Raw genomic sequence first — 25,822 nt, 5'->3', positions numbered from 1 at the left:
GGTCCTCCCGATGCCGGAAAATGCCGGTTCATTTCGAAATCGATCAGGTTTTTCGATCGACGGCGAACGCAGCCCGGCGAAAATCGGTCGGCGTCTGCCCGGTCTCTTCGCGAAAGGCGCGGTTGAAGGGGGCCAGCGAGCCATAGCCGAGGTCCATCGCGATCGTCAGCACGGGCAAGGCGACATCGTCGGGGTCGGACAGGCGCGCCCGCGCCTCGGCAATGCGATGCAGGTTGAGGAATGCGGAAAAATTGCGATGCCCCAGCCGCCGGTTGATCAGCGCGCGCAGGCGATGTTCGGGCACGCCGAGCTGCCCGGCAAGGTCGCCGATGGTCAGTCCCGGCTGACGCCAGGCCCCCGCCGCCATCGCCGCGTTCAGCCGGTCGCACAGCACGCGCTCGGCAGGCGGCATGACATCCCCGGCGATGGGCTCGTCCGGGGCCGGTGGCGCCCTGCCGATCAGATCGAGATCCGCTTCGAGCAAGGCGCCGCCGACGATCAGACCGGCCGCGACGACGAGCATGGCTTCGATCAGGCGAAAGGCCACGGGTTCCCGGGCATAGCCGAACCAGGCCTCGCCCAGGACGACGACCAGCGCTTCGCCTGCGACGATCGCGACGAAGGCCAGCGCAAAGCGGCGGCGTTTTTCGCTGAGATCGTCGGAGCGGCTGCGCAAGGCGACGATCAGCGCATGGATCACCAGCAGCGCCATCACCAGATGACACAGCCGATCGAGCCAGGGCCAGACATAACGGCACCAGCCGCCGCTCGCCGGAATCACCACGCCCGCCACAAGGATCGCCGCCGCCGCGCCGCCGATGCGCCGGTCGGGCGGACGTTCGAACAGGGCGTGGGTAAAAAACCACAGCGCGAGCGGCGTTGCCGTTGCACCGACCGTCGCGACCAAGCCCGCTATCGCGACAAAGCCCGGCGGCGTGGCCATGATCGCGGGGCCATCGGACGATTGCACCAGGTATCCGATGACCCCCGCCAGCAGCAGCACCGTCCCGCGCCGGATCGCGCGCGTCGCCCCGCTGCGCGCGACCACCAGCGCGACCATCAGCATCTCGCCGATCGCGACCAGTCGCAACGCGCGGTCCCATGTATCGAAATCGATCGCCGTCATGCCCCGCTTATGGCCAAACCGGCGCGGGGCGTCCATCACACTGCGCGCGGCCATTGCCGCGTCGACACGTCAGCAGCATAGGCCCCATCATGACCCAGTTGTTCAGCCTGACCGAAGACCAGCTCGCCATCCAGGACATGGCGCGCCGCTTCGCCGCCGATGCGATCGTGCCCCACGCCGCCGGATGGGATGACCGCCACGAATTTCCGCGCGACACCATCCGCGCCGCCGCCGAGCTGGGCTTTGCCGCGATCTATGTCAGTGAAGAGGCGGGCGGGATCGGGCTTGGCCGGCTCGAAGCGGCGCTGATTTTCGAAGCGCTCGCTTATGGGTGCCCGGCGACATCGGCCTTTCTGTCGATTCACAACATGGCCTCGTGGATGATCGACCGGTTTGGCAGTGCCGATCTCAAGGCGCGCTATCTGCCGCGCCTGATCCCGATGGACCTGATGGCGAGCTATTGCCTGACCGAGCCGGGATCGGGCTCTGACGCGGCGGCCTTGCGCACCACGGCGCGGCGCGAAGGTGATCATTATGTCGTTTCGGGCACGAAGCAGTTCATTTCCGGCAGCGGGGTCAACGACATCTATGTCACCATGGTCCGCACCGGCGAGCCGGGGCCCAAGGGCATTTCCTGTCTGGTGATCGACCGCGACATGCCCGGCGTCTCGTTTGGCGCGCCCGAGCGCAAGCTGGGCTGGAACGCTTCGCCCACCGCGCAAGTGATGTTTGACGCCGTGCGCGTGCCCGTGGCCAACCGGATCGGCGAAGAGGGCGAAGGCTTTCGCTTTGCCATGGCCGGGCTCGACGGCGGGCGGCTGAATATTGGCGCCTGTTCGCTGGGCGGGGCGCAGCGCTGTCTTGACGAGGCGATCGCCTATGTCAAAACCCGCTCGCAATTCGGCCGCACGATCGCCGAGTTTCAGAACACGCAATTCCAACTGGCCGACATGGCCACCGATCTGGAGGCGGCGCGTGCGCTGCTCTATCTCGCCGCAGCCAAAGTCGGCGCCGATGCGCCCGACAAGACTCGTTTTTCGGCGATGGCCAAGAAATTGGCGACCGACAACGGATCATCGATCGTCGATCGTGCGCTGCAGATGTTTGGCGGCTATGGCTATCTGAAAGACTATCCGATCGAGCGGTTCTGGCGCGATTTGCGCGTTCACCGCATTCTCGAAGGAACCAATGAAGTCATGCGCATGATCGTGGGAAGGGACTTGTTGAAATGAGCGCAGAAGCCGAAATCGCCGATCCGGTGCTGGCGCGCGTCGAAGGCCGCGTCGGGCATCTGTCGCTCAACCGTCCGCGCGCGCTTCATGCGCTGACGCTGCCGATGGTGCGGGCGATGATCGCGGCGCTGTTGTCGTGGCGCGACGATCCGGCGGTCGGCGCGGTGATCATCGATCATGCCGAAGGGCGCGGCTTTTGCGCAGGCGGCGACATCGCATTCCTGCGCGATTCGGCGCTCAACGACGGCGGCGCTTCGGGGCGGCGATTCTTCCATGAGGAATATCAGCTCAACCATCTGATCCTGACTTATCCCAAGCCGGTGATCGCGTTCATGGACGGGATCACGATGGGCGGCGGTGTCGGCATCGCGGGGCCCGCGACATATCGCGTCGCGACCGAAGCGACTCGCCTGGCGATGCCCGAAACCGGGATCGGCCTGTTTCCCGATGTCGGCGGCGGCTGGTATCTGTCGCGCCTTGCCGGGCGGCTGGGGCAATATATGGCGTTGACCGGGGCGCGGCTCGACGGGGCGGATTGCCTTTGGGCAGGTCTTGCCACGCATTTTCTGCCGCAATCCGCGCTGGCCGAAGCCAAAGCCGCGCTGGCCGCCGACCCCGATCAGGCGGCGGCGATCCTGCATCGGCTGTCGACAGTGCCGCCCGTGGCGAAGATTGCCGCGCAGGCCGATACGATCGACCGCCTGTTTGCCTCTGATCGTTACGAGGACATCCTGGCCGCGCTCGCAGCCGATGGCGGCGAATGGGCGACCGCCACGCTCGCCACGCTGGCGACCAAGAGCCCGCAGACCTGCAAAGTGGCGCTGCGCCAATTGCGCGACAGCCTGCATTGCGAAGACTTCGCCGCGAACATGGCGATGGAATACCGCATCGGCAGCCGCGTGCTGCTGCGCCCCGACTTTGCCGAAGGGGTGCGCGCGGTGATCATCGACAAGGATCATGCGCCGAAATGGAATCCGCCCAGCCCCGAAGCGGTCACCGACGATCTGATCGATGCGATCTTTGCGCCGCTGCCGCACGATGAAGAATGGAAACCGCTATGAGCTATGAAACGATCCTGGTTGAAACCCGTGGGCCCGTCACGCTGATCACGCTCAACCGGCCAAAGGCGCTGAACGCGCTCAATTCGCTTGTTCTCGAAGACCTGATCGCCGCGTTCGCCGCGTTCGAGGCCGATGCAGGGCAGCGCTGCGCGGTTCTGACCGGATCGGGCGAAAAGGCCTTTGCCGCCGGTGCCGACATCAAGGAAATGGCCGAAAAGTCGGCAGCGGACTTCTTTGCGCAGGATTTCTTCGCGCGCTGGACCAGCCATGTCGTCAAGGCCACGCGCAAGCCGTGGATCGCGGCGGTCAACGGTTTTGCGCTGGGCGGCGGGTGCGAACTGGCGATGATGGCCGATTTCATCATCGCGTCGGAAAACGCGAAATTCGGCCAGCCCGAAGTGAAGCTTGGCGTGGCCCCCGGCATGGGCGGCTCGCAGCGCCTGACGCGCGCGATCGGCAAGGCCAAGGCGATGGAAATGTGCCTGACCGGGCGCATGATGGACGCGCACGAAGCGGAACGCGCCGGGCTCGTCGCGCGGGTCGTGCCGCTTGCCGACTTGCTGGCCGAAGCGATCAAGACCGCCGAGGCGATCGCCGCGATGCCCCCGCTTGCCGCTGTCGCCAACAAGGAGTTGGTCAACGCCGCGTTCGAAACCACGCTCGATCAGGGCATTTTGTTCGAGCGCCGCGTGTTTCAGGTGCTGACCGCGACGGACGACAAGGCCGAAGGCATGGCTGCGTTCATCGAAAAGCGTGCAGGGGTGTTTACGGGCCGCTGAGTTTCACGTTTTGATCAACGCCGGCCAGACCGGCACACACGGAAAGGATCGTCTTATGGCCAAGCGCATTGCCTTCATCGGACTGGGCAACATGGGCGGCGGCATGGCTGCCAATCTCGTCGCCAAGGGATACAAGGTCGAAGCCTTCGATCTCGATGCGGCCGCGCTTGGCCGGGCAAAGCTGGCGGGTTGTGCCACGCATACCAGCATCAACGCCGCGCTTGACGGCGTCGATGCGGTGGTGACCATGCTGCCCGACGGCAAGATCGTGCGCAGCGTCTATCAGAACGACGTGTTCAAATGGGCGCCGAGGGGCGCGGTGCTGATCGATTGTTCGACGATCGACGTCGCCACCGCGCGCGACGTCATCGCCCTTGCCGCAGAAAAAGGCCACCCGATGGTCGATGCCCCCGTCTCGGGCGGGATTGCCGCAGCCAAAGGTGCCACGCTGACATTCATGGCCGGCGGCACCGATGCCGCTTATGCCGCTGCGCAGCCGATTCTGGCGGCAATGGGCACGTCGGTCATCCACGCGGGCGCTGCGGGCGCGGGGCAGGCGGCCAAGATCTGCAACAACATGCTGCTTGGCGCCTCGATGGTCGCCACGTGCGAAACCTTTGCCATGGCCGAAAAGCTTGGGCTCGACCTGCAGACGTTCTACGACATCGCCTCAAAGGCCTCGGGCCAGTGCTGGTCGATGACGAGCTATTGCCCCGTCCCCGGCGTCGGCCCGAAAACGCCCGCCGACGCCGATTATCAGGGCGGCTTTACCACCGCGCTGATGCTGAAGGACTTGCGGCTCGCCATGGCCGCCGCCGCCGAAACCGGCGCCGATGTCCCGATGGGGCACCGCGCCGCCGATCTGTACGAAGCCTTTGCCGCAGCGGGGAATGCGGGGCTCGATTTTTCGGCGATCATCAAGACCTTGCGGAAATAGACCGGGCTGCGAAAAATGGCCGTTGTCGTTCCGCCGCGGCCAACGCAAATTATCCGAAATGCGCGATTTCCCCCCTTTGCATCAGCAAGCCGTAGATTATTTGTAGCTGCATGAAAATGCTTGCGTTGCGAATAAAGTGCAGTTACAAATAATTGATGGATGTCGAGTTCGATCCGGTGAAAGACGCCGTCAACGTGGCCAAGCATGGCATTTCGTTGGCGCGGGCGAGCGAACTCGATGTCCTGGCCTATGTCGACGATGGACGGTTCGATGAACCGCGCTTCCGCCTTTACGGAATGATCGACGGCTTGGCCTTTTGCCTGGCGGGTACGGATCGCGGCGGCGTGATTCGGGTGATCAGTTTGCGCCGCGCTCATGCAAAGGAGGTGAAGCGCCATGTCGGATAAACCGCAGCCGGTCGTTTTTGATGACGACAATCCCGAATGGACCGAAGCGGATTTCGCCCGCGCGCTGCACGGCGAACAAATCCCGGCGCATATCCGTTCTGCCTTTGGCAAAGGCAAACGTGGACGACCGGTGGGGACGACCAAGCCCGATGCCAAGAAGTCGATCACGCTGCGGCTCGATCCCGATGTGATTGCGGCATGGCGCGCCACAGGTCCGGGATGGCAGGCACGTATGAATGATGCCTTGCGCGCGGCTGTGGCGGGGTGATGCGGGGTCTTTTTTGAGATCCGTTTCGATGATGGATGTCGTGGCGATCCCTTGTTTCGTTGACCCTTGACCCGCGCCCGGTTCGCCGTGATCCTGCCTGCAAACGAGGGTGGGGTGGATCATGGCGGTGGCGGGCGCGCGCAAGCAGGGGGTGTCCGCATGGCTGGTGCTGCTTCTGGCGCTGGCGATGTTCATCAATTATGCCGACCGGGGCAGTCTGGCGGTGGCCGCGCCCGTCCTGAGCCATGATCTGGCGATCGATCCCCGCGCGCTGGGGGTGCTGCTGTCATCGTTTTTCTGGAGCTATGCGCTGGTGCAGCCGCTTTCGGGCGCGGTGGTGCAGCGCTGGCCCGTGCGCTGGGTGCTGCCCGCCGGGTTGCTGGCCTGGTCGGCGGCGACGATGGCGTGCGGGATGGCCACGGGGTTTGGCAGCCTGCTGATGCTGCGGCTGGCGATCGGTATCGGGGAAAGCGTGATCTTTCCGGCCAATGCGCGCCTGCTGGCGGAACACGCGGCAGAGCATCAGCGCGGACGGGCCAATGCGGCGATTTCGATCGGGCTGTTTCTGGGGCCGGTGGCGGGGACGCTGGTCGGCGGGCTGGTGCTGGCGCGCTATGGCTGGCGCCCGGTGTTCTGGGTGATCGGGGCGGCGTCGTTGCTGTGGCTGCCCTTGTGGTTTGCGACGCGTTTGCCGACGGGCGAGGGGCGCGGTCGGACAGAGCCGCTGCGCGTGCCCGGCTGGGGCGAAATCCTGTCGCAGCGCGGGCTGTGGGGGATTGCGATCGGGCAGTTCTGCTATGCCTATCCGACGTATCTGTTGCTGACCTGGCTGCCGACGTTTCTGGTTTCGTCAGAGCATTATTCGTTGCAGCGCATGGCGGTAGTCGGCGCGGCGATCCCGGTCGGGCAAGCCCTGGGCAGCGCGTTCAGCGGCGTGATGTCCGACCGCCTGATTGCGGGCGGGCGCGACGGCGCCGTGGTGCGCAAGGCGTTTTTGATGGGCGGCATGGCCGGTTGCGGGGCGATGTTTGTGGGGGCGACGCTCGCTTCGCACGATACCGTGGTGATCTGGCTGGCGGCGACGGCGGTCTTTTGCGGCGTGATCAGCCCCTTGAACTTTGGCGCCGGTCAGACTTTGGCGGGCCCGGCGGCGGCGGGGCGCTGGATGGGGACGCAGAATCTGATCGGCAACATGTCGGGCGTTGCCGCGCCGATGATCACCGGGCTGGTCGTCGCGCAAACGGGCTCGTTTCGCCTCGCGTTCCTGATTCCGGCGCTGCTGTCGCTGATCGGGCTGGTCGCCTACGGCCCGTTGACCGGCCCGATCCGCGAGGTCGCCTGGCGCAAGACGGCGTGATAGAGCGCCCCAACGGAGGATCACGTGGCGCGTCTGGTGTTGTTCAACAAGCCCTATGGGGTGCTGTCGCAGTTTACCGATGACGGGGCGCGGGCGACATTGGCCGATTTTGTCGCGGTGCCGGGGGTCTATCCGGCGGGGCGCCTCGATCGCGACAGCGAGGGGCTCTTGCTGCTGACCGATGACGGGCGGTTGCAGGCGCGGATCGCCGACCCCCGGTTCAAGCTGCCCAAGACCTATCTGGCGCAAGTCGAAGGCGAGGCGGACGAGGCGCAGCTCGAACAGTTGCGGCGCGGTGTCATGCTCAAGGACGGGATGACGTTGCCCGCGCAAGCGGAGCGGATTGCGCCGCCCGACCTGTGGCCGCGCGATCCGCCGGTACGCTATCGCAAAAGCGTGCCCGATTGCTGGATTCGCCTGACTTTGCGCGAAGGGCGCAATCGGCAAGTGCGGCGGATGACGGCGGCGGTGGGCCTGCCGACGCTGCGGCTGGTGCGCTGGCAGATCGGCGAGTGGACGCTTGACGACCTGCCCGTGGGCGCATGGCGCGAGGAAGCGGTTACGTCCTGATCCCCGATCAGTTTTCGGCGGTTTTCATCCGGGCGGCGATGATTCGGCCGATCGGATCGTCGCGCAGCGCCGGGGTGAGCCTTGTCGGGGTGAGCTTTGTCGGGGCCGATGACGGTGCTGCGTGGGCAAACAGGTAGTTGCGCACAGGGCGCGGCGCGGCGGTGGCGTTCGGCCTGGCCGTGTGCGGGACGGCAGCTCCGGTTTCGGGCCGGATGCCATCGAGGAAGTCGCTGTCGATCCGGCTGGAAGGCGCAGGCATCGCCGAAAGGCGCGTTACGCGCGGCGTGTCGGCCTGGGCCAGCGTGGTTCGGGCCGACAGCAGCGGCGGCTCGCCCTTGCGCGGGGCATGTTTGTAGATGAAACCGTTGACCGGCCAATGCGTCGTGCCCAGATCGCCGATCGGGGCGTACCACACACGCACTTCGCTCCAGTCGTTGGCCGGAGAGACGTCGACTGCGCGCACGTCGATCTCGGCCTGGCCGCGTCTGCCGCCGATCGGCGACCAATTGGCATGGCGCAAGAGCACGGTGCGCGAATCGATCACTTTGCTGACCATCGCGACATGGCCCAGCGACATCGCGCGATAGGGGCGAAAGCTCATCACCGCGCCTGCTTGCGGGACATGGCCGCGGGCGTAGAGCCCGTCGGCCTGATCCCACCAGGTCAGCGCGTCGCCGCGAAGCTGAATGCCCGAAGCCTGCCGCGCGAACGGCACGCATTGCATATAAGGCAGCGCATCATCGTCGCTGCTGTCATCGCCGGCATCGACGCTGGGCGCGATGCCGGCGGGGCGTGCCGTGGCCGCACTGGGGACGAACGGAACGGCAAGGGCCAACACTGCGGCGAGCCCCCATCCGGTTCCGGCCCCCCGACCGATTCTGCGTTCAATCCATCCCGTCATGCCATGGAACATGGACCGGGTGTCGTTAAGGCACGCCAACCCTGTAAGGTTAATGGCGCGTAAGGTCTCCACTGATGCCGGGGCACTTATCGCAATTGCTTGCCTTTCTGCCGACAAAGCGGCACGGCAGTCTGCATGTCCGCCCCCAATTTACCGCATGTTGTGATCATCGGCCGCCCCAATGTCGGCAAGTCCACTCTGTTCAATCGATTGGTGGGCAAGAAGCTTGCGCTTGTCGACGATCAGCCGGGGGTGACCCGCGACCGTCGTCTGGGCGAAGCAAACCTGTTGGGCCTGGCCTTCACGATCGTCGATACTGCGGGCTGGGAAGACGATAATCCCGCCAGCCTGCCCGGACGCATGCGCGCGCAGACCGAAGCGGCGCTGCAGGGTGCGAGCGTGGCGCTGTTCGTGATCGACGCGCGATCCGGACTGACCCCGCTGGACGAGGAAATCGGGCGGCACTTGCACGAATTGAACGTGCCGGTGGTCCTGCTTGCCAACAAGGCCGAAGGCAGCGCCGGCGATCACGGACTGTTTGAATCCTATGCCCTGGGCTTTGGCGATCCGATCGCGTTTTCCGCCGAACATGGTCAGGGGCTGGGCGATCTGTTCCAGGCGCTGCTCCCGCTGGTCGGAGAGCCGGAAGAGAGCGCGGACGATGACGCCGAGGAAGAGTATGAATACGATCCCAAAAGCGTGCTCAAGTTCGCTGTCGTGGGTCGCCCCAATGCCGGCAAATCGACGCTGATCAACCGCATTCTGGGCGAAGACCGCCTGCTGACCGGGCCGGAGGCCGGGATCACGCGTGATTCGATCGCGGTCGATTTTACCTGGACCGATCCGGCCAACGGCGAAGCGCGCCCGGTGCGGCTGATCGACACGGCGGGCATGCGCAAAAAGGCGCTGGTGGTCGAAAAGCTGGAAAAGCTGTCGGTTGCCGATGCGCGCCACGCGGTCGATTTTGCCGAAGTCGTCGTGCTGTTGCTCGATGCGACGCGCGGGCTTGAGCATCAGGATCTCAAGATCGCCTCGATGGTGCTCGAAGAAGGTCGCGCGTTGATGATCGCGATCAACAAGTGGGATGTCGCCGAAGACCCGAGCGGGCTGTTCAACGGCGTGCGCGCCGCGCTCGACGAGGGGCTTGCGCAAGTGCGCGGGGTGCCGCTGATCGCGGTTTCGGCGCGGACGGGCAAAGGGCTCGACCAGATGCTGAGTGTGGCCTTTACCTTGCGCGATGCATGGAGCCAGCGCGTGCCGACCGCTGCGCTCAACCGCTGGTTCGATACCGCGCTCGAAGCCAATCCGCCGCCCGCGCCGGGGGGCAGGCGGATCAAGCTGCGCTATATCACGCAGGCCAAGACGCGCCCGCCGGGCTTTGTCCTGTTCGGCACGCGGCTCGACCAGTTGCCCGAAAGCTATCGCCGCTATCTGGTCAACGGCATCCGCCGCGAACTGGGCTTTGACGCAGTGCCGATTCGTCTGACGCTGCGCAGTCCGAAAAATCCGTTCGCCAACAAATGACCCCGTTTCTGCCCGATCTGCCGCATTCGTTGTCTGCGGCGATGCGTCGGGGGCTGCTGGGCAAATGCCCGCGTTGCGGCGGGGTGCATCTGTTTGCGCGCTTTTTGAAGCCGGTCGATCGCTGCCCCTTGTGTGGGCAGGACTGGACGCTGCATGCGGCGGACGATTTCCCGCCTTATGTCGCGATCCTGATCACCGGGCACATTCTGGCGCCGGTCATGATCGTTCTGGGCAGCGCGACGGCGATCCCGATGTGGGTGACGGTGGCGATTGCGCTGATCCTCGCGGTGGTGCTGCTGCTGAGCCTGCTGCAACCGGCCAAAGGGGCGATCATTGCGCTGCAATGGTGGATGGGGATGCAGGGCTTTGCCGAAAGGCCGGGCAAGCAGGAAGCGGGAATCGCCTAGGCTCTCGTCAATTGCAATTGAGAATGACTTGCAAAATATGATCGGCAATGCAAGAAGCGCGCATCCCGCCTTGCTGCCGAGAACGCCCCATGCTGATTGTCATCCCCGATGTCCTGCCGCGCGATGAAGCGCTTGCACTGGGGCGCACGCTCGCCGACGCGGACTGGGTCGATGGCAATGTCACCAGCGGCCCCGGCGCCGCACTGGCCAAGCGCAACCGCCAATTGCCCGAAACCGGCGCCGTCGCCATGGCTGCGCGCGCGCGGGTCGAGGCGGCGCTGGCGCGCAATCCGCTGTTTCTGTCCGCCGCTTTGCCGCGCACGATCTATCCGCCGCTGTTCAACCGCTATGGGCCGGGCGAAGGCTTTGGCGCGCATGTCGACAACGCCATCCGCCGCGATGCCGGGACGGGCGCGCTGATCCGCACCGACCTGTCGGCGACGCTTTTCCTGTCCGAAGGATATGAAGGGGGCGAACTGACCATCGACGGCGCGTTCGGCACGGTCTCGCATGTCCTGCCCGCCGGGGCCATGGTGCTCTACCCGTCGACCAGTCTGCACCGGGTGACGCCCGTCACGGCAGGGGAACGGCTGGCGTGTTTTTTCTGGCTGCAATCGCTGGTGCGCGACCATGACGCGCGCGAGACGCTGTTCGATCTCGATCAGTCGATTCAGGGGCTGGCCGCCCGGCATGGTGCCGATGATCGCGAAGTGCTGCGCCTGACCCGCGTCTATCACCGCCTGATCAGCAGCTGGGCGGAAACCTGAAACGAACGGGGCGCGGATCACCGCACCCCGATCACCTTGAAATCAGAAGATTTCGAACAGGCCGGCCGCGCCCATGCCGCCGCCGACGCACATCGTCACGACCGCATATTTGGCGCCGCGACGCTTGCCTTCGAGCAGCGCGTGAAGCGAACAGCGCGCGCCGGTCATGCCATAAGGGTGGCCGATCGAGATCGAGCCGCCGCTGACATTGAGCAAGTCGTTGGGAATGCCGAGGCGATCGCGGCAATAGAGCACTTGCACGGCAAAGGCTTCGTTCAATTCCCACAGCCCGATGTCATCGATGGTCAGATCGAAACGGCTGAGCAGCTTGGGGATGGCAAAGACCGGGCCGATGCCCATTTCGTCGGGCTCGGTGCCGGCGACCGCCATGCCGATATAGCGGCCCAGCGGGGTCAGGCCCTTTTTCGCAGCGAGCGCACCTTCCATCACGATCACGGCGGCCGACCCGTCGGACAGCTGGCTGGCGTTGCCGGCGGTCACGATCCCGTCGGGCAACACCGTCTTGAGCGAATTCAGCCCTTCGAGCGTGGTTTCCGGACGGTTGCCCTCGTCCTTGGTCAGCAGGACTTCGCGATGGCTGACTTCGCCCGAAACTTTGTCGGCGACGGCCATGAGCGCGCTGGCAGGCACGATTTCCTCGGCGAAGACGCCTGCGGCCTGGGCGGCGGCGGTGCGCTGCTGCGACTGAAAGGCATAGGCGTCGCACACATCGCGGCCGATGCCATAGCGCTGGCCGACCACTTCGGCGGTCTGCAGCATCGGCATGTAGATCGCGTTGTGCATGGCATAGAGCTGCGGATCGGGCTCGACGCGCATGTCCTTGGTCTGCACCATGCTGATCGATTCCTGACCACCGGCGGCGACGACGTCCATGCGGTCAAAGATCACCTGCTTTGACGCAGTGGCGATCGCCATCAGCCCCGAAGAGCACTGGCGATCCATCGACTGACCCGACACGGTGACCGGAAGCCCGGCGCGCAAGGCGACCTGACGCGCGATATTGCCGGCCTGGGCGCCCTGTTGCAGCGCCGCGCCCCAGATCACATCGTCGATTTCGCCGCCTTCGATCCCGGCCCGTTCGACCGCCGCGCGCAGCGACAGCGAGCCGAGCGTGGCGCCGGGCGTGGCGTTGAAGGCGCCCTTGTAGGCACGCCCGATCGGGGTCCGCGCGCCCGCTACGATGACTGCATCACGCATATTTCATGTTCCTCTCATGCAAGTGTCTGGGAAAAGGCCTGGGTAATCGGATTGCCGCCAAAGCGATCGCGCAATTCGCGCTTGAGCACTTTGCCGATCGGGCTGCGCGGCAGTTCGTCGACCAGTGCGATGCCGCTGATCCGCTGCGTCTTGCCCAGATGGGCGTTGGCCTCGGCAAGGATCGCCTGCGGATCGGCCCCGCGATCGACCGGCACGACGACGGCAAACGGGGTTTCGCCCCATTTGTCCGAAGGCACGCCGATCACCGCCGCTTCGCGCACGGCGGCCTGGCGGTGGAGCACGGCTTCGAGATCGGTGGGGTAGATGTTGAACCCGCCGGAAATGATCATGTCCTTTGATCGGTCCATGAGGATCAGGAAGCCGTCTTCGTCGAAGCGGCCGACATCGCCATGGCGGATATAGCGGCGCCCTTCGGCGTCGAACCATTCGACTTCGCGAGTCTGGTCGTCCTTGCCGTGATAGCCGTTCATCATGATCGGCGAATGGCCGACGATTTCGCCCGTTTCGCCCGGCGGCAATTCGCGGCCTTCGTCGTCGATGATCTTCATCACATGGCCGGGGGTGACGCGCCCGACGGTGTGCAGCTTGTCGGGGAATTCGTGCGCGAGGAGGATTGTCGTCGCCCCGCCTTCGGTCATGCCATAGCCCTCGATCAGCCCGCCGGGCCAGCGTGCGAGCACGTCGGCCTTGAGCCAGGCGGGAAACGGCGCGGACGTGCAGGATTTGAGCACATAGGACGACAAGTCGAACCGGTCGAAATCGGGCAATTCCATGATCCGCCGGTATTGCACCGGCACCAGCATGGCGTGCGTCACGCGCTCGGCTTGCGACAATTCGAGAAAGCGATGCGCGTCGAATCGCGCCATCAGCACGACTTTGCCCCCGCCTGCCAGCGCGGGAAAAAAGCTGACCAGCGTGGTGTTCGAATAGAGCGGCGTCGAACAGATCACGCAAGTCGCATCGCCATAGCCGCCAGCCAGCGTGCGCCGGGCATATTCGTGGCGCATCTGGTGGCTTTGCACGATGCCCTTGGGGCTGCCCGTGGTGCCCGAGGAATAGATGATGTTGAACGGGTCTTGCGGCGCGATGGTCACCGGCGCGGCGCGGGTGCCGACCGGGGGCAGCCATGCGGACAGCGGAACCCCGGCATCGCTGTCGTCCACCGCGATGCGGGTCACGCCTGCCGGAAAGGGAAACTCGGCAATCTTGTCTGCCATCGCCTTGTCGAGAAACAGCACATGCGCGGTGCTGTCTTTCAGCATGGCCATGACCGTTTCGCCCGATGCGGTCGATGTCAGCAGGGCCGCCGCCGCGCCGGCACGCAGGATGCCGAGGAACACCAGCGCCGCCTCGACCGAATTGGTCGCGGCGATCGCCACCGGTTCGCGCGGGGCCACGCCCGCCGCCTGCAATCCGGCGGCGATCCGTTCGACCGTCGCGTCAAGCTCGGCCCAGCTCACCCGGCGGCGTTCGTCGGCAAGCGCGATCGCCCCGTCCTGCCCCGCCGCGCCCCGCCGCGCGGCGTGGGCGGCAAGAATGTCGGGCAACGGAATGAATTCCGCCGCCATGATGTCCTCGACGCCGAGAGGCTGAGCCGCCATGGCCTGCGTTCCCCTAGTTGAAGGTTTCGCCCGCCGCCGCTTTGGCCGCGAGCAAGGGGGCAACCGGCTGGCCATGGCGCGTCAGGCCGTCGACCACGGTCTTGAGCCCGATCGCATCGGCCCAGAACATCGGGCCGCCGGTCCATGCGGGCCAGCCATAGCCATTGAGCCAGACGGTATCGATGTCGCCCGCGCGCTGCGAAATGCCCTCGGCCAGGATCAGCGCGCCTTCGCTGATCATCGGATAGAGCAGGCGTTCGCGGATCTCGTCCTTGCCGATTTCGCGCTGGGCTTTGCCTTCTTTGGCGGCGAATTCGGCAATGATCGCCTTCACTTCGTCCGAAGGGGTGCGCTGGCGGTTGTCGTCGTAGTCGTAGAAGCCCTTCCTGGTCTTCTGGCCCCAGCGGCCCACTGCGCAAAGCGCATCGCGCAAGCTTTCGATGCGATGGGGATCACGGTGCCAGCCGATGTCGATCCCGGCGAGGTCGGCCATCTGCCAGGGGCCCATCGGAAAGCCGAATTCGAGCAGCGCTTCGTCGACTTCCCAGTATTTCGCGCCTTCCATGATCAGCGCATGCGCGGCCTGCTGACGCGGGGACAGCATGCGATTGCCGATAAACCCGTGGCACACGCCCGAGACGACCGCGATCTTGCCGATTTTCGTCGACAGTGCCATCGCCGTTGCCAGCTCCGCCTTGCCGGTTTCACGCCCGCGCACCACTTCGAGCAGCTTCATCACATTGGCGGGCGAAAAGAAATGCATGCCGAGCACCGATGACGGGCGGCTGGTGCTCGCGGCGATTTCGTCGATGTCCAGATAGCTGGTGTTGCTGGCGAGGATCGCGCCGGGCTTGGCCGTCGCGTCGAGTCGGGCAAACACCTCTTTCTTGACGTCCATGTTTTCATAGATCGCCTCGATGATGAGGTCGGCAGTGGCCAGCGCGGCGAAATCGAGCGTCGGGGTCAACAGGCCGATCGCGCGCTCGGCATGGGCGGCGTCCATCTTGCCCTTCTTGACGGTGGTTTCGTAATTGCGGCGGATTGTCGCGACGCCCCGATCGAGCGCTTCCTGGGTCGTCTCGACGATCGTCACCGGAATGCCGGCGGTCAGGAAATTCATGGTGATCCCGCCGCCCATCGTCCCGGCGCCGATCACGCCGACCTGGGTGACCGGAATCAAGGCGGTATCGGCGGGAATGTCGTCGATCACTGCGGCGGCCTTGCGTGCGGCCTCGATGTGCTCGCGCGCGCCGGTGATGGGGTCGGACATGGCTAATTCCTTTCGGTTGTTCAGGCGCGGCTGTCGGTCAGCGCGGCGTAGATCAGGGTCTTGAGCTGTTCGCGGATCGGGAAGACGACCGATGGGTAGACCTGGGTCATGAATACCATCGACAGCCCTTCGGTCGGATCGACGAAGAACTTGGTCGAATAGATCCCGCTCCAGAAGAATTCGCCCGCATTGCCCGGAGTCAGCGTTTGCACCGGGTCGATCGTCACGGCAAAGCCGAGGCCAAAGCCGGTTCCGGCTTGTCGGGCATCGCTGAACAGCGCGCGCGCGATGTGCGGCAGGTCGGTGCTTCGGCCATCGCGATCGCGCAAATGGTTCGCCGTCATCAGGCGCAGCGTGGCCGGGCTGATCAGCCTTGTGCCGTCTGCCGCTCCGCCGCCGACCAGCATGGCGCAGAAACGATGATAATCGGCCACGGTCGAAACCAGCCCGCCGCCCCCGCTTTCAAAGCGGGGCGCGCGCAAGGTGCTCGATTTTTCCGCCGCGTCGAACATCTTCGGCTTGCCGCCCGGGACATGCATCCAGGCGTCGGTCAGCCGGTCGGCCTTGTCGGCGGGGCAGGAAAACCCGGTGTCGACCATGCCCAGCGGCTCGAAAATCCGCTCCTGAAGAAAGGCGCCGAGGCTCTGCCCGGAAAGACGGCTGACGATCACGCCCAGGACGTCGATCGCGACCGAATATTGCCAGGCCTCGCCGGGGTTGAATTCGAGCGGCAGCTTGGCCAGCTCGGCAATGAAAGTGTCGTTGTCGGCCAGGCTGGGGTGCCCGTCGAGCCGACCCTTGCGATAGGCGGCGTCGATGTTGTTGCGGTTCTGAATGCCGTAGCTGAGGCCCGACCGGTGCGTCAGCAGGTCGACCATGCGCATCGGCGTGGCCAGCGGCCCGGGGGTAAACGGCACATCGCCCCCACCGCCGGCATAGACGCGCAAGTCGGCAAATTCGGGGACGACTTTGGTCACCGGATCGTCGAGCGCGATCAGCCCTTGTTCGACCAGCATCATGAATGCGATCGACACGATCGGCTTGCTCATCGAGGCGATGCGGCAGATCGCGTCCGGGCGCCAGGCGCCACCATCGGCGCGCATCTGACCCATCGTTGCGCGCCATACCGGCACGCCGTCGCGGGCGATCAGGATGTCGGCGCCGGGAAACCGTCCGGGGCCGACGTAATCGCGTTCGAGAAAGGTCGCGATTCGCGCCAGGCGCGCTGGCTCAAAGCCATGATCTGCGGGATTCGCCAGTTGCATTATCGTCCTCTCCTGACAGGACCATACCATTGCGTATGGCGGTCTGCACCTCTTATCCGAATATCGCCACCGATTGCAGGCCGCGCATCACTTCGACCCCGTCGGCATTCCACATCCGCAGAGTCTCGCTCGAAAAACCGTCGGCCATGTGGTTCGATGCGGTTTCGAGCAGCCACCAGCCGTCGCGCGTGGCAATGTCGGTGCCGAGCAGCGTCAGCGACCAGTTGATCGAACTGATCGGGCCGGGCCGCTCCATCGCGCGGATCGATCCGGGCGGCAGCGTATCGCCGATCGCGACGAGTTCGGCATAAGGATCAAGCCCGTCGCGTTCCTTGAGCCGTACCCAGCGGCGAAGCGCGATGCGCGTATCGCTGCCCCGGGGCGCGGCGCGGCGCATGTCCATGCGATGAATGAAGGCGGGCGCACTCGCTGCGGGGGAAACCGCTTCGCCATCTTCGGGCGCGGTGAAATCGATCAGTCGCTCGGCGCTTTTGGATCCGTTGCCCGGGCGCGCCAGCCCGAACAGCCAGGTGGCGCGATGGACCAGTGCGCCTTCGCACCACAGCGAGGTCTCGACATGGCTGACGCTTCGTCCGGTGCGCAACATGGCGACGCGCGCCTCGACGTCCTCGCCCACCGGGGCGATGAAGCCGATCTGTGCCGCGCGCAGCGGCGGCAGATCGGGAAAGGCGCGGCGCGCGGCGACATAGCCGATGAACGAGGATGCGCCGCCATACATCGTGCGCCCCTGCATCCAGCCCGCCGCGCCATGCAGCAGGAAACGATCGCCGTGCGGCTTCAGCCGATCGGCCAATTGTGCCAGCGGCAGCGCGCGAGCGCCGTCCTCAAGCCGGCCTTCATCCATTCCCATGCATCTTCCCGACTCTGTTCAAGCGATTGGGTTTAAGGGATTGGTTAGGGGATGGAAACGGCAACGAAAAGGGGCTTTGCGCGGGGCCTGACTCATGCAAATCCCTTGCGGCAGGCGGTGCGCGGCGCTTTCCCTTACGGCATGCGGTCGCCTCTCCCGGCCAACCTCGCCGGACATTTTTTGTGCATGATGGAGAAAAGGGCCCGGGACGGGGCAGCCCCGGCCCGACGTACGGCTCAACCGGGCGCGGGCGCGATCAGTTCGGCGCTGTCCCTGCCCATTCGGTCGTGCCCGTCCAGTCGTGCGCGCCGACCATGCGCCATACTTCGCGCCCTTGGGCATCATACAGCACGCTCGTCGGCAATTCGCCGCTGTTGTAGAAAAAGCCGAGTGTGTTGTCGGGGTCGAGCCAGGGGTGAAGATGGCTGTAATGCAGCGTGGCAGCCACTTTTTCGGGCTGGGCCATGTCCTGCGAAACGGTCACGATGGCAAGCTTGCCCGCCTCGCGCGCGGCCAGCGCGTCGAGCGTGGGCAGTTCCTTGACGCAAGGCGCGCACCATGTCGCCCACAGGTTGATCAGCACCGGCTTGCCCTTGAGGCTTTCGATGGCAAGCTTTGCCCCGGACGGATCGGTGACCGTCGCCTGCGGCAGCGCGGCGCCCTTGTGGCTGCGGTCGATCCGCCCGGCAAATGCTTCGCCTGAAGCGCCTGCAGCGGCGGCGGAAGTGCTCTGCGGTTGCGCCGGGGCGCGCGGCTCTCTATCGCACCCGGCGAGACTAAACCCGGCGAGCATAACGGCAAGAGGCAGGCGCAGCGAGATGAGTGGCACTTCGGGCTCCGATCAGATGTGGGCCAATAAAATGTGGGGAGGCCGGTTTGCCGCCGGCCCGTCGGCGATCATGCGTGAGATAAATGCCTCGATCCCCTTCGACAAGGCACTGTGGGGGCAGGACATCGCCGCGTCAAAGGCGCATGTTGCCATGCTCGCCGCGCAAGGCATCGTTTCGTCCGAGGATGCCGCGGCGATTGCCGGTGGGCTCGACAGGATCGCGGCGGAATATGCAGCCAATGGGGTTCCCGAAAACTGGGATCTCGAAGACATTCACATGACCACCGAAAGCCGGCTGGCCGAACTGATCGGCCCCGCCGCCGGGCGGCTGCACACTGCGCGCAGCCGCAACGACCAGGTGGCGACCGATTTCCGCCTGTGGGTGCGCGATGCGATCGACGAGGCCGATGCCGGGCTGCGCGCGCTGCAAGTCGCGCTGGTGACTCGCGCGGGCGAACACGCCGGGTCGATCATGCCCGGCTTTACCCATCTCCAGACCGCGCAGCCGGTCACGCTCGGCCACCATCTGATGGCCTATTACGAAATGATCCGACGCGATCGTTCGCGGCTGGCCGATGCGCGCGTGCGGATGAACGAATGTCCGCTGGGCGCGGCGGCGCTGGCCGGGACCGGCTTTCCGATCGATCGCACGGCGACGGCGGCGGCGCTGGGATTTGACCGCCCGACCGCCAACAGCCTCGATTCGGTATCGGATCGCGATTTCGCGCTCGATTTCCTGATGACGGCGGCGCAGATTTCGCTGCACCTGTCGCGGCTGGCCGAAGAATTCATCATCTGGGCTAGCCAGCCGTTCGGTTTCGTCGTCTTGCCCGACAGCCTGTCGACCGGCAGCTCGATCATGCCGCAGAAGAAAAATCCCGATGCTGCCGAACTGGTGCGCGGCCATTCCGGGCGGATCGTCGGCAGCCTGACGTCGCTGATGATCACCATGAAGGGCCTGCCGCTGGCTTATTCAAAGGACATGCAGGACGACAAGCCGCCGGTGTTCGAGGCGGCCTCGCTGCTCGCGCTGTCGGTCGCGGCGATGACCGGGATGGTCGCCGAGGCGCGGTTTCGCACCGATCGCATGCGCGCGGCGGCGGAGCTTGGCTATGCCACCGCGACCGATCTGGCCGATTGGCTGGTCCGCCAGGCCGACATCCCGTTTCGCCAGGCGCATCATATCACCGGTACGGCGGTGCGGCTGGCCGAAAGCCGGGGCATCGCGCTCGATCAGGTGCCGCTCGACGATCTGCGCGCGATCGATGCGCGAATCGATGATCGGGTCTATGCCGCGCTCAGCGTCGAAGCCTCGGTCGCGGCGCGCGCCAGCCATGGCGGAACCGCCCCGACGCAAGTCGCCTTGCGCGTCGCGGAGGCGCGCAGCGCGCTCGGACTGGAGAATTGATCATGACCCGCCGGATCTTGCCCCGCCCGATTCTGCCCCGCCCGACTGTGTTGCTCGTTGCGCTGTCTGCGCTGGCGCTGGCAGGCTGCGGCAATCGCCGGGTGCTGAAACCCGAGCCCGGTCATGACTTGCCCCGCGCGCCCTATGGCAGCACCTACAAACCCAACGCCGATCAGTTGCTCAAACCGCCGGTCGAATCCAAGCCCGAACGCAATGTCGATGCGCGCGTGCGGTCCGAGGAACGTGGCGACGATCCTTTCAATCTGCCCCCCGAAAACTGATTTTGCGGAACCGATTTTTCAGATGGACCATTTTCATTACCAGGACGGCGTGCTCCATGCCGAAGCCGTGCCCTTGCCGCGCATTGCCGATGCCGTCGGCACGCCGGTCTATGTCTATTCGCGCGCGACGCTGACTCGCCATGCGCGGGTGTTTCGCGATGCGTTGTCGATCGTGCCGTCGGCGCGGATCGCCTTTGCGGTCAAGTCGAACCCCAATCTTGCCGTGCTCAAAGTGCTCGCCGCCGAAGGCTATGGCGCCGATGTCGTTTCGGGCGGAGAGCTGGAACGGGCGCTCGCCGCCGGGATGGCGCCGGATGGCGTGGTCTTTTCGGGCGTCGGCAAGACCGATGCCGAAATGACCCGCGCGCTCGAGGCCGGGATCGGTCAGTTCAATCTCGAAAGCCTTGAAGAAGGGCTCGAACTGGCGGAGATCGCGCGCGGTCTGGGCCGCACGGCCGCATGCGCGCTGCGCGTCAATCCCGATGTCGATGCCGGAACGCACGGCAAGATTTCGACCGGCAAGGCGGAAAACAAGTTTGGCGTGCCGTTCGACCGCGCGGCGGCGATCTATGCCCGGCTTTGCGCAGAGCCGGGTCTCGCCATGCGCGGCCTCGCCCTGCACATCGGCAGCCAGTTGTCGCGGCTCGACCCGCTTGAGGCGGCGTTCACCAAAGTCGGCGGGCTGATGCGCGAAATCCGCAAGAGCGGCTACGCGGTGACGCACATGGACCTCGGCGGCGGGGTTGGCGTGCCGTACAAGGCAGGCGAAGTCTTTCCCCAGCCCGCAGATTATGCCGCGATGGTCGCGCGCGTCACCGCCGATTGGGGCGTAACGCTGATGTTCGAGCCGGGCCGGGTGATCACCGGCAACACCGGCGTACTGGTCACGCGGGTGATCCGCGTCAAGGAAGGCGCGGTCCATCCCTGGGTCGTGATCGATGCGGCGATGAACGATCTGGCGCGTCCGGCCTTGTATGACGCCTGGCACGATTTTGCCGCCGTGGCGCCCAACGGACAGCGGATCACGGCGAATATCGTCGGGCCGATCTGCGAATCGAGCGACACTTTTGCCATGGCGCGCGACATCGACGATGTCACGCGGGGCGATCTGGCCGTGTTCCGCACCGCCGGGGCCTATGGCGCGACAATGGCCAACACCTATAATTCGCGCGCCATGGTGCCCGAAGTGATGGTCGATGGCGATCGCTGGGCGGTGGTTGCCGATCGTATCGCCCCGGCGACGATCCTGGCTGCCGAGCGCGTGCCGGATTTCCTCGTCTGATGTTGCCCGCGCTCCCGCTGTTTCACCGCATCAAGGATCAGCCGGTGATCGTGCTGGGCGGCGGCGAAGCGGCGGCGGCAAAGCGGCGGCTGGTGATGCGCGCGGGGGGGCTGGTCATCGACGATCTCGCGCAAGGGATCGATCGTGGCGCACGGCTGGCGTTCATTGCGCATGATGATGAAACCGCCGCTCGTGCCGATGCGTTGCGCGCGCGCTGCGCCGGGTTGCTGGTCAATGTCGTAGATCGGCCCGATTTGTGCGATTTCACCACCCCCTCGCTGGTCGATCGCGCGCCGGTCCTGATCGCGGTGGGCACCGGCGGGGCGAGTGCGGGACTGGCCAAGGCGCTGCGGCTGCGGCTCGATGTCCTGTTGCCCCACAGTCTGGGCGCTCTGGCCGGGGCGCTGTGTGCAGCGCGCGAAGCCCTGCGCGCGCGCTGGCCCGATGGCGCGACGCGGCGCCGCGCGCTCGATGCCGCGCTGGGCGCCGGGGGGGCGCTCGATCCGTTTCGCGAACACGACGGCGCCGCGGTGACGCGCTGGATCGATGATGCCGTGCCCGCAAAGCCGGGGCGCCATGTCATGCATCTGACCAGCACCGATCCCGACGATCTGACTTTGCGTCAGGCCCGCCTGCTCGGTCACGCCGATGCGCTGATCGCCGGGCCGGACGTGCCGCCTGCGATCCTGGCCCGCGCCCGCGCTGATGCCTGGCGCCTCGCCCCCGGCGATCCCGAGCCCGAAGGGGTGGTTGTCGAGTTGCGGCTTTAGGTTTTTTTGGGCGAAAGCTGGAAATTCATCCAGCAACTGGCGACCGGGCGCTCGCGGTCGGATTGCCACGCGTCGATCCGCACATTGGCGACGCGGCGTCCGGCGCGGACGACTTCGCCGCGCGCGTAAATCCGCTCGGGCAGTCCGCCGCGCAGATATTCGACGCTGATATTGATCGGCTTGATCCGCACATCGGCGCCTTGTCGCTCCAGCTCGGCCTCAAGCGCGGTAAAGCCGGCCATTTCCAGCAAGCCGCCGATCGCCCCGCCATGCAGGAATCCGGGGCGGCCCATGGCGCGTTCGGCAAAATCCATCGCGATCAGCGGGCTGCCGTTGTCGGTTCCGGCAAATTCCATGCCCATCGCCTGCGCATAAGGGGGAAGCTCGGTGCTTTTCATCATCACTTTGCCCACTCCTGCCCTTCGACCAGCATGAAAATCCCGGCGGCATGCGCGACCGGGTCGGCCGGATCGCCATCATGGGCAATGCCGCGCACAAAGGCCATCGACCGGCGCAACTGATAACATTCGGCGCGTGCGACGATCGGCTTTCGCGGGGCTGCGGCGCGGGTGTAATCGATCCGCAGGTCCAGCGTGACTTGCGGACGGAATTGGCCGGTACGCGTCCACACCGACATCGAGGTGGCGTTGTCGAGCAAGCTGATGATCGGGCCCGAGGCCAGCACCCCGGTTTCGGGATCGCCGACCAGATCGTCGCGCCAATCGAAGCCGAGCTCGATCCAGTTGTCACCGTGCTGATGATAGCGCATGCCGATAAAACCGCTGTGCCCGCCGAAATTCATCCGCTCGCTCCATGCGGAGGGATCGAACGAGTTGTCGCGGGAAAAGCGCTCGAACGCGTTTTCATTGGCTTCTGATTGGTCCATGTCCTTCGTCCTGCATGGGTCAGTGGCGGATTGCAACCCGCTTCTCAGAACAGCGCGCCGGTCAGCGCGTCGATCGCACCTTGCAGGATCAGCGCGGCGGCATGGGCATCGATGCGTTCGGCGCGGCGCGCGCGGCTCATGTCCTGATCGATCATCGCGCGCTCGGCGGCGCGGGTGGACCAGCGTTCGTCCCACATCAAGGTCGGCAGCGCGAGATCGGCCAGATTGCGCGCCATGGCGCGTGCCGCCTGCGCGCGCGGGCTGTCGCTGCCGTCCATATTGAGCGGCAGGCCGATGACCAGCCCGACCACCTGCCGTGCAGCGATCAGAGCTGCGATCTCGGCCTTGTCGTCGCGAAATTTGCGCCGCATGATCGTCTTGGCCGGCGAGGCAAAGCGCCAGCCGGCATCGCAAAATGCCAGGCCGATCGTCTTCGTGCCCGGATCGAGCCCGAGCAGGACGCCGCCTCCGGGAAGCGACTCGCGGAATTCGGGCGCGCGGGTCGTGATCATGAGGTCGGCTGTTCGTGCAGCCAAACGCCTTCGCGGCGGGCGATGTCGCCGCGCAAGTTGCGCCAGAACAGCGCAAAGTCATAAGCGGTGTAATTGTTGCCGGGCATGATTTCATCACCAAGGTGGGGCGGGGCCATGATCAGCAGCAGCCCGCTGTCGCGGTCGCATTGCGCCCCGGTCGAGGGCCGCACCAGAGCCTGACCGCGCACTTCATCGCCCAGAGCGATGCTGCCGAGATTGGCCGAGACGGGGGCGTCTGGCGTTTCGCCGCCGGTCAGCGGATTGGTACAGAGCGGACGATCGCCCCCGGCACTCGGCCCGGCACTCGGCAATACGCCGTCGAGCGTCGGGTAATGCATGGCCATGGCCAGCGCCTCGCGCGGATCGGCCGGTTTGGCAAAACTCATCCAGGCCATGACGCAGCCCGCCTGATCGGCGCGTGTGCAGGCGGACATTCCCATCACCGGCAGATCATGCTGCGGCGAAACCGGCCAGCCCGCCAGATAGACCGCGATGACCCGCGCGGAGAGCGGCGTGCCGCGTACCATGTCGCGGATCAGGCGCATGAGGATCAGCGCGCCCTGACCGTGCCCGACCAGCACGATCGGCGCCGCTGCGGGAATGGTGTGCAGGAATGCTGTCAGCGCCATGCGCGCATCGCCTTCGGCCAAAGCCAGCGCGCGCTGCGATTCGGGGCGATCGGCCAGGAACGTGCCCAGCGCGGCCTGGCGATAGCGGGGCGCATAGACACCCGCTTCGTCGTTGAACACACTCGCCGTCGAACGCACGGAAAGCTCTGCCCGCATCCGCGAATTGGCATGGTCGATCGGCGCGTTCCAGTGATTGCGCCCCATGAAGGTCGTCGGGTGGAGAACAAAGACAAAGGCGCGCCCATGGCGTTCATGGCCGATGCCGGGCGGCAGGTATTGCGCCGGATCGCGCGGCAAGTCGGGACGGGCGATCCAGCGCGACGGCCATTCGTAGGCATCGCCGGGCAGCGCGGGCAGCGCCTCGAACGCCACGCGCGGCGCCATGCGCCAGGATTCGAGCTCAAGCCAACCCCAGCGCAGCGCCATGGCTTCGATCCCGATCAGCCCCACCATCAGCAGCGCAAATCCGGCCAGCATGCGCTTCACGCAGCGGGGCTCCCTTCGGCCAATCCGGGCGCGTCATCCTCGCGCCCCTGTTCATTGCGCTCGGCCTGCCGTTGCAGCGCGATCTTGAGCATGGCGACCAGGGGATCGGCGAGCATGAGCCCGAGCAGGCCAAACAGCACGCCAAAGATCAACTGCGCGCCGAGCACCAGCGCAGGGGCCAGATTGGCGGTCTTTTTCGCAACCATCGGCACGACGATATTGCCGTCGACGATCTGCACCAGCGCATAGACCGCAATGCAATAAAGCCCGGTATGAAAGCCGGCGGAAAAGCCGACCAGGATCATCAGCCCGCCCGAAATCGGCGCGCCGATATTGGGAAGAAAGGCCAGCGATCCGGTCAAAAGGCCGAGCAGGGCCGCCATCGGCACGCCCCAGACGGTCAGCAAGAGCCAGGTCGCAAACCCTTCGGATGCCATGCCGATCAGCCGCCCGAACAACAATCGGCGCAGCGCGCGTCCCATTTTATGGGCCGTGCCGTGCCATTGATCGCGGGTCGATGCGGGCAACAGCCAGGCCACGCCGCCCTGATAGAGGTCTGGTTCCAGCACGAAATAGATGCCCAGGATCACGATCAGGAACGCGGTGGCAAATCCGCCGAACAGACCGCCCAGAGCGCGGGTCACCGGGCCCACTCCGCCCGCGAGTTGCTCGGCAATACGCTCCCACAGCGCGGGCACGTCGACCCGCTGTGCGAGCAGGCCGTGGCTGCGCGCGAGATCGCTCAGCCGTTGCGCCTCGGCGGCGACGATGCTGGGCATGGCGACGGCCTCCGCGGCGATCTGGCTACCGGCAAACAGCGCCAGCCAGACGAGAAACAGCACCGCCGCGACCAGCACGAGCGCAATCCGCGCGCCGCGCGGCACGGGCAGGATGCGTCCCAGCAGGCGCTGCCCGCCATCGATCATCGCGGCAAACACGATCCCGCCAAAAATGACCATCAGGGGTTGCGCAAGATAGACGGCCAGCCCGATCAGCGCGGCCACGCCGCCCCAGACGGCAGCGCGTTTGGCTTCCTGACGGATCAGCCCGTCGCGGATGTCGGTCGGTCCGCTGGGATGCTGATCCCCGGTTGCCTGAATCATGGCCTGAACAGGGCCGGGGTTGTCCTGCCCATC

Annotated in this window: 27 protein-coding genes and 1 pseudogene; 15 read left to right on the top strand and 13 right to left on the bottom strand. The window is 65.7% G+C overall.

Annotation, left to right across the window (positions count from 1 at the left end; translation table 11 throughout):
* Nucleotides 1-43 precede the first annotated feature (43 nt).
* A complete protein-coding gene (locus AQZ50_RS02905) occupies nucleotides 44-1,180 on the bottom strand; it encodes a helix-turn-helix domain-containing protein (protein WP_067742180.1) in 1,137 nt (378 codons plus the stop codon).
* Between the two features lie 35 nt (nucleotides 1,181-1,215).
* Here AQZ50_RS02905 and AQZ50_RS02900 point away from each other — a divergent pair, with 35 nt between their 5' ends.
* The 8 genes from AQZ50_RS02900 to AQZ50_RS02865 all read left to right on the top strand — a co-directional run bounded on the left by AQZ50_RS02900 (nucleotide 1,216) and on the right by AQZ50_RS02865 (nucleotide 7,737).
* Nucleotides 1,216-2,358, top strand: a complete 1,143-nt coding sequence (locus AQZ50_RS02900; protein ID WP_067742178.1) for an acyl-CoA dehydrogenase family protein — start codon at nucleotides 1,216-1,218, stop codon at nucleotides 2,356-2,358.
* Complete coding sequence (locus tag AQZ50_RS02895) at nucleotides 2,355-3,419, top strand: enoyl-CoA hydratase/isomerase family protein (RefSeq protein ID WP_082703359.1); 1,065 nt, start codon at nucleotides 2,355-2,357, stop codon at nucleotides 3,417-3,419. The genes AQZ50_RS02900 and AQZ50_RS02895 overlap by 4 nt, the downstream gene beginning before the upstream one ends.
* On the top strand, nucleotides 3,416-4,198 hold the full coding sequence (locus AQZ50_RS02890) for an enoyl-CoA hydratase-related protein (protein WP_067742175.1): 783 nt from the start codon (nucleotides 3,416-3,418) through the stop codon (nucleotides 4,196-4,198). The genes AQZ50_RS02895 and AQZ50_RS02890 overlap by 4 nt, the downstream gene beginning before the upstream one ends.
* Before the next feature lie 13 nt (nucleotides 4,199-4,211).
* A complete protein-coding gene (gene mmsB / locus AQZ50_RS02885) occupies nucleotides 4,212-5,135 on the top strand; it encodes a 3-hydroxyisobutyrate dehydrogenase (RefSeq protein WP_255354588.1) in 924 nt (307 codons plus the stop codon).
* Between the two features lie 155 nt (nucleotides 5,136-5,290).
* Nucleotides 5,291-5,542: a BrnT family toxin gene (locus AQZ50_RS02880; RefSeq protein ID WP_067742172.1), complete on the top strand. Its 252-nt coding sequence runs from the start codon at nucleotides 5,291-5,293 to the stop codon at nucleotides 5,540-5,542.
* Entirely contained in the window at nucleotides 5,532-5,810 is a 279-nt protein-coding gene (locus tag AQZ50_RS02875; protein WP_067742169.1) for a BrnA antitoxin family protein, read from the top strand. Before AQZ50_RS02880 ends, AQZ50_RS02875 begins: the two co-directional genes overlap by 11 nt.
* 121 nt (nucleotides 5,811-5,931) lie before the next feature.
* A complete protein-coding gene (locus AQZ50_RS02870) occupies nucleotides 5,932-7,167 on the top strand; it encodes an MFS transporter (RefSeq protein WP_067742166.1) in 1,236 nt (411 codons plus the stop codon).
* Nucleotides 7,168-7,191: 24 nt separating this feature from the next.
* Nucleotides 7,192-7,737, top strand: a complete 546-nt coding sequence (locus AQZ50_RS02865) for a pseudouridine synthase (protein ID WP_067742163.1) — start codon at nucleotides 7,192-7,194, stop codon at nucleotides 7,735-7,737.
* A gap of 7 nt (nucleotides 7,738-7,744) precedes the next feature.
* On the opposite strand, the gene AQZ50_RS02860 is transcribed toward AQZ50_RS02865, so the two are convergent.
* Nucleotides 7,745-8,638, bottom strand: coding sequence for a CHAP domain-containing protein (locus AQZ50_RS02860; protein ID WP_082703379.1), 894 nt, complete (start codon nucleotides 8,636-8,638; stop codon nucleotides 7,745-7,747).
* Between the two features lie 135 nt (nucleotides 8,639-8,773).
* Between AQZ50_RS02860 and der the strand changes: the two genes are divergently transcribed.
* The 3 genes from der to AQZ50_RS02845 all read left to right on the top strand — a co-directional run bounded on the left by der (nucleotide 8,774) and on the right by AQZ50_RS02845 (nucleotide 11,336).
* Nucleotides 8,774-10,162, top strand: coding sequence for a ribosome biogenesis GTPase Der (der, locus tag AQZ50_RS02855; protein WP_067742160.1), 1,389 nt, complete (start codon nucleotides 8,774-8,776; stop codon nucleotides 10,160-10,162).
* Nucleotides 10,159-10,569, top strand: a complete 411-nt coding sequence (locus AQZ50_RS02850; RefSeq protein ID WP_067742157.1) for a DUF983 domain-containing protein — start codon at nucleotides 10,159-10,161, stop codon at nucleotides 10,567-10,569. The genes der and AQZ50_RS02850 overlap by 4 nt, the downstream gene beginning before the upstream one ends.
* Nucleotides 10,570-10,658: 89 nt before the next feature.
* Nucleotides 10,659-11,336, top strand: a complete 678-nt coding sequence (locus tag AQZ50_RS02845) for a Fe2+-dependent dioxygenase (protein WP_067742154.1) — start codon at nucleotides 10,659-10,661, stop codon at nucleotides 11,334-11,336.
* A 42-nt stretch (nucleotides 11,337-11,378) separates the two neighbouring features.
* Here the strand turns inward: AQZ50_RS02845 and AQZ50_RS02840 are convergent, their stop codons facing one another.
* The 6 genes and pseudogenes from AQZ50_RS02840 to AQZ50_RS02815 all read right to left on the bottom strand — a co-directional run bounded on the left by AQZ50_RS02840 (nucleotide 11,379) and on the right by AQZ50_RS02815 (nucleotide 18,411).
* Nucleotides 11,379-12,554: an acetyl-CoA C-acyltransferase gene (locus AQZ50_RS02840; RefSeq protein ID WP_067742151.1), complete on the bottom strand. Its 1,176-nt coding sequence runs from the start codon at nucleotides 12,552-12,554 to the stop codon at nucleotides 11,379-11,381.
* Between the two features lie 14 nt (nucleotides 12,555-12,568).
* Entirely contained in the window at nucleotides 12,569-14,176 is a 1,608-nt protein-coding gene (locus AQZ50_RS02835; protein WP_067742148.1) for a class I adenylate-forming enzyme family protein, read from the bottom strand.
* A 13-nt stretch (nucleotides 14,177-14,189) separates the two neighbouring features.
* A pseudogene (locus AQZ50_RS02830) lies at nucleotides 14,190-15,431 on the bottom strand (3-hydroxyacyl-CoA dehydrogenase NAD-binding domain-containing protein); the annotation flags it as partial.
* A 35-nt stretch (nucleotides 15,432-15,466) separates the two neighbouring features.
* Nucleotides 15,467-16,711, bottom strand: coding sequence for a serine hydrolase domain-containing protein (locus tag AQZ50_RS02825; RefSeq protein WP_067742142.1), 1,245 nt, complete (start codon nucleotides 16,709-16,711; stop codon nucleotides 15,467-15,469).
* Nucleotides 16,712-16,763: 52 nt separating this feature from the next.
* Nucleotides 16,764-17,582: a thioesterase family protein gene (locus tag AQZ50_RS02820; RefSeq protein WP_231730075.1), complete on the bottom strand. Its 819-nt coding sequence runs from the start codon at nucleotides 17,580-17,582 to the stop codon at nucleotides 16,764-16,766.
* 256 nt (nucleotides 17,583-17,838) lie between these two features.
* Nucleotides 17,839-18,411, bottom strand: a complete 573-nt coding sequence (locus AQZ50_RS02815; RefSeq protein ID WP_231730074.1) for a TlpA family protein disulfide reductase — start codon at nucleotides 18,409-18,411, stop codon at nucleotides 17,839-17,841.
* A gap of 31 nt (nucleotides 18,412-18,442) precedes the next feature.
* Between AQZ50_RS02815 and argH the strand changes: the two genes are divergently transcribed.
* Genes argH through AQZ50_RS02795 form a run of 4 tightly spaced genes read left to right on the top strand, consistent with a single transcriptional unit; the run spans nucleotide 18,443 to nucleotide 22,152 of the window.
* Nucleotides 18,443-19,819 (top strand): argininosuccinate lyase, encoded by a 1,377-nt coding sequence (gene argH, locus AQZ50_RS02810; RefSeq protein WP_067742133.1) that lies wholly within the window; start codon nucleotides 18,443-18,445, stop codon nucleotides 19,817-19,819.
* Nucleotides 19,820-19,821: 2 nt separating this feature from the next.
* Nucleotides 19,822-20,100 (top strand): argininosuccinate lyase, encoded by a 279-nt coding sequence (locus AQZ50_RS02805; protein ID WP_067742130.1) that lies wholly within the window; start codon nucleotides 19,822-19,824, stop codon nucleotides 20,098-20,100.
* A 22-nt stretch (nucleotides 20,101-20,122) separates the two neighbouring features.
* Nucleotides 20,123-21,382 (top strand): diaminopimelate decarboxylase, encoded by a 1,260-nt coding sequence (gene lysA / locus AQZ50_RS02800; RefSeq protein WP_067742128.1) that lies wholly within the window; start codon nucleotides 20,123-20,125, stop codon nucleotides 21,380-21,382.
* Nucleotides 21,382-22,152 carry a precorrin-2 dehydrogenase/sirohydrochlorin ferrochelatase family protein gene (locus AQZ50_RS02795; RefSeq protein WP_197412356.1) on the top strand — a complete coding sequence of 257 codons (771 nt, stop codon included), beginning with the start codon at nucleotides 21,382-21,384 and terminating at the stop codon, nucleotides 22,150-22,152. Before lysA ends, AQZ50_RS02795 begins: the two co-directional genes overlap by 1 nt.
* Here AQZ50_RS02795 and AQZ50_RS02790 read toward each other — a convergent pair.
* From AQZ50_RS02790 to AQZ50_RS02770, 5 genes are read right to left on the bottom strand one after another with little or no spacing between them, the layout of a single operon-like run.
* Nucleotides 22,149-22,553 carry a PaaI family thioesterase gene (locus AQZ50_RS02790; protein WP_067742121.1) on the bottom strand — a complete coding sequence of 135 codons (405 nt, stop codon included), beginning with the start codon at nucleotides 22,551-22,553 and terminating at the stop codon, nucleotides 22,149-22,151. The two genes, AQZ50_RS02795 and AQZ50_RS02790, sit on opposite strands and share 4 nt — an antisense overlap.
* The gene (locus AQZ50_RS02785) at nucleotides 22,553-23,038 is read right to left on the bottom strand and encodes a PaaI family thioesterase (RefSeq protein WP_067742118.1); all 486 of its coding nucleotides are present in this window, start codon (nucleotides 23,036-23,038) and stop codon (nucleotides 22,553-22,555) included. The genes AQZ50_RS02790 and AQZ50_RS02785 overlap by 1 nt, the downstream gene beginning before the upstream one ends.
* A 44-nt stretch (nucleotides 23,039-23,082) precedes the next feature.
* Entirely contained in the window at nucleotides 23,083-23,550 is a 468-nt protein-coding gene (gene ruvX / locus AQZ50_RS02780; protein WP_067742115.1) for a Holliday junction resolvase RuvX, read from the bottom strand.
* Nucleotides 23,547-24,677, bottom strand: coding sequence for a DUF3089 domain-containing protein (locus AQZ50_RS02775; protein WP_231730081.1), 1,131 nt, complete (start codon nucleotides 24,675-24,677; stop codon nucleotides 23,547-23,549). Before AQZ50_RS02775 ends, ruvX begins: the two co-directional genes overlap by 4 nt.
* A 5-nt stretch (nucleotides 24,678-24,682) precedes the next feature.
* Nucleotides 24,683-25,789, bottom strand: coding sequence for an AI-2E family transporter (locus AQZ50_RS02770; RefSeq protein WP_067742481.1), 1,107 nt, complete (start codon nucleotides 25,787-25,789; stop codon nucleotides 24,683-24,685).
* Nucleotides 25,790-25,822 lie beyond the last annotated feature (33 nt).

This window comes from Novosphingobium sp. Fuku2-ISO-50, assembly GCF_001519055.1.
Taxonomy (GTDB): domain Bacteria; phylum Pseudomonadota; class Alphaproteobacteria; order Sphingomonadales; family Sphingomonadaceae; genus Novosphingobium.
This window is presented reverse-complemented; position numbering and strand designations above follow the sequence as displayed.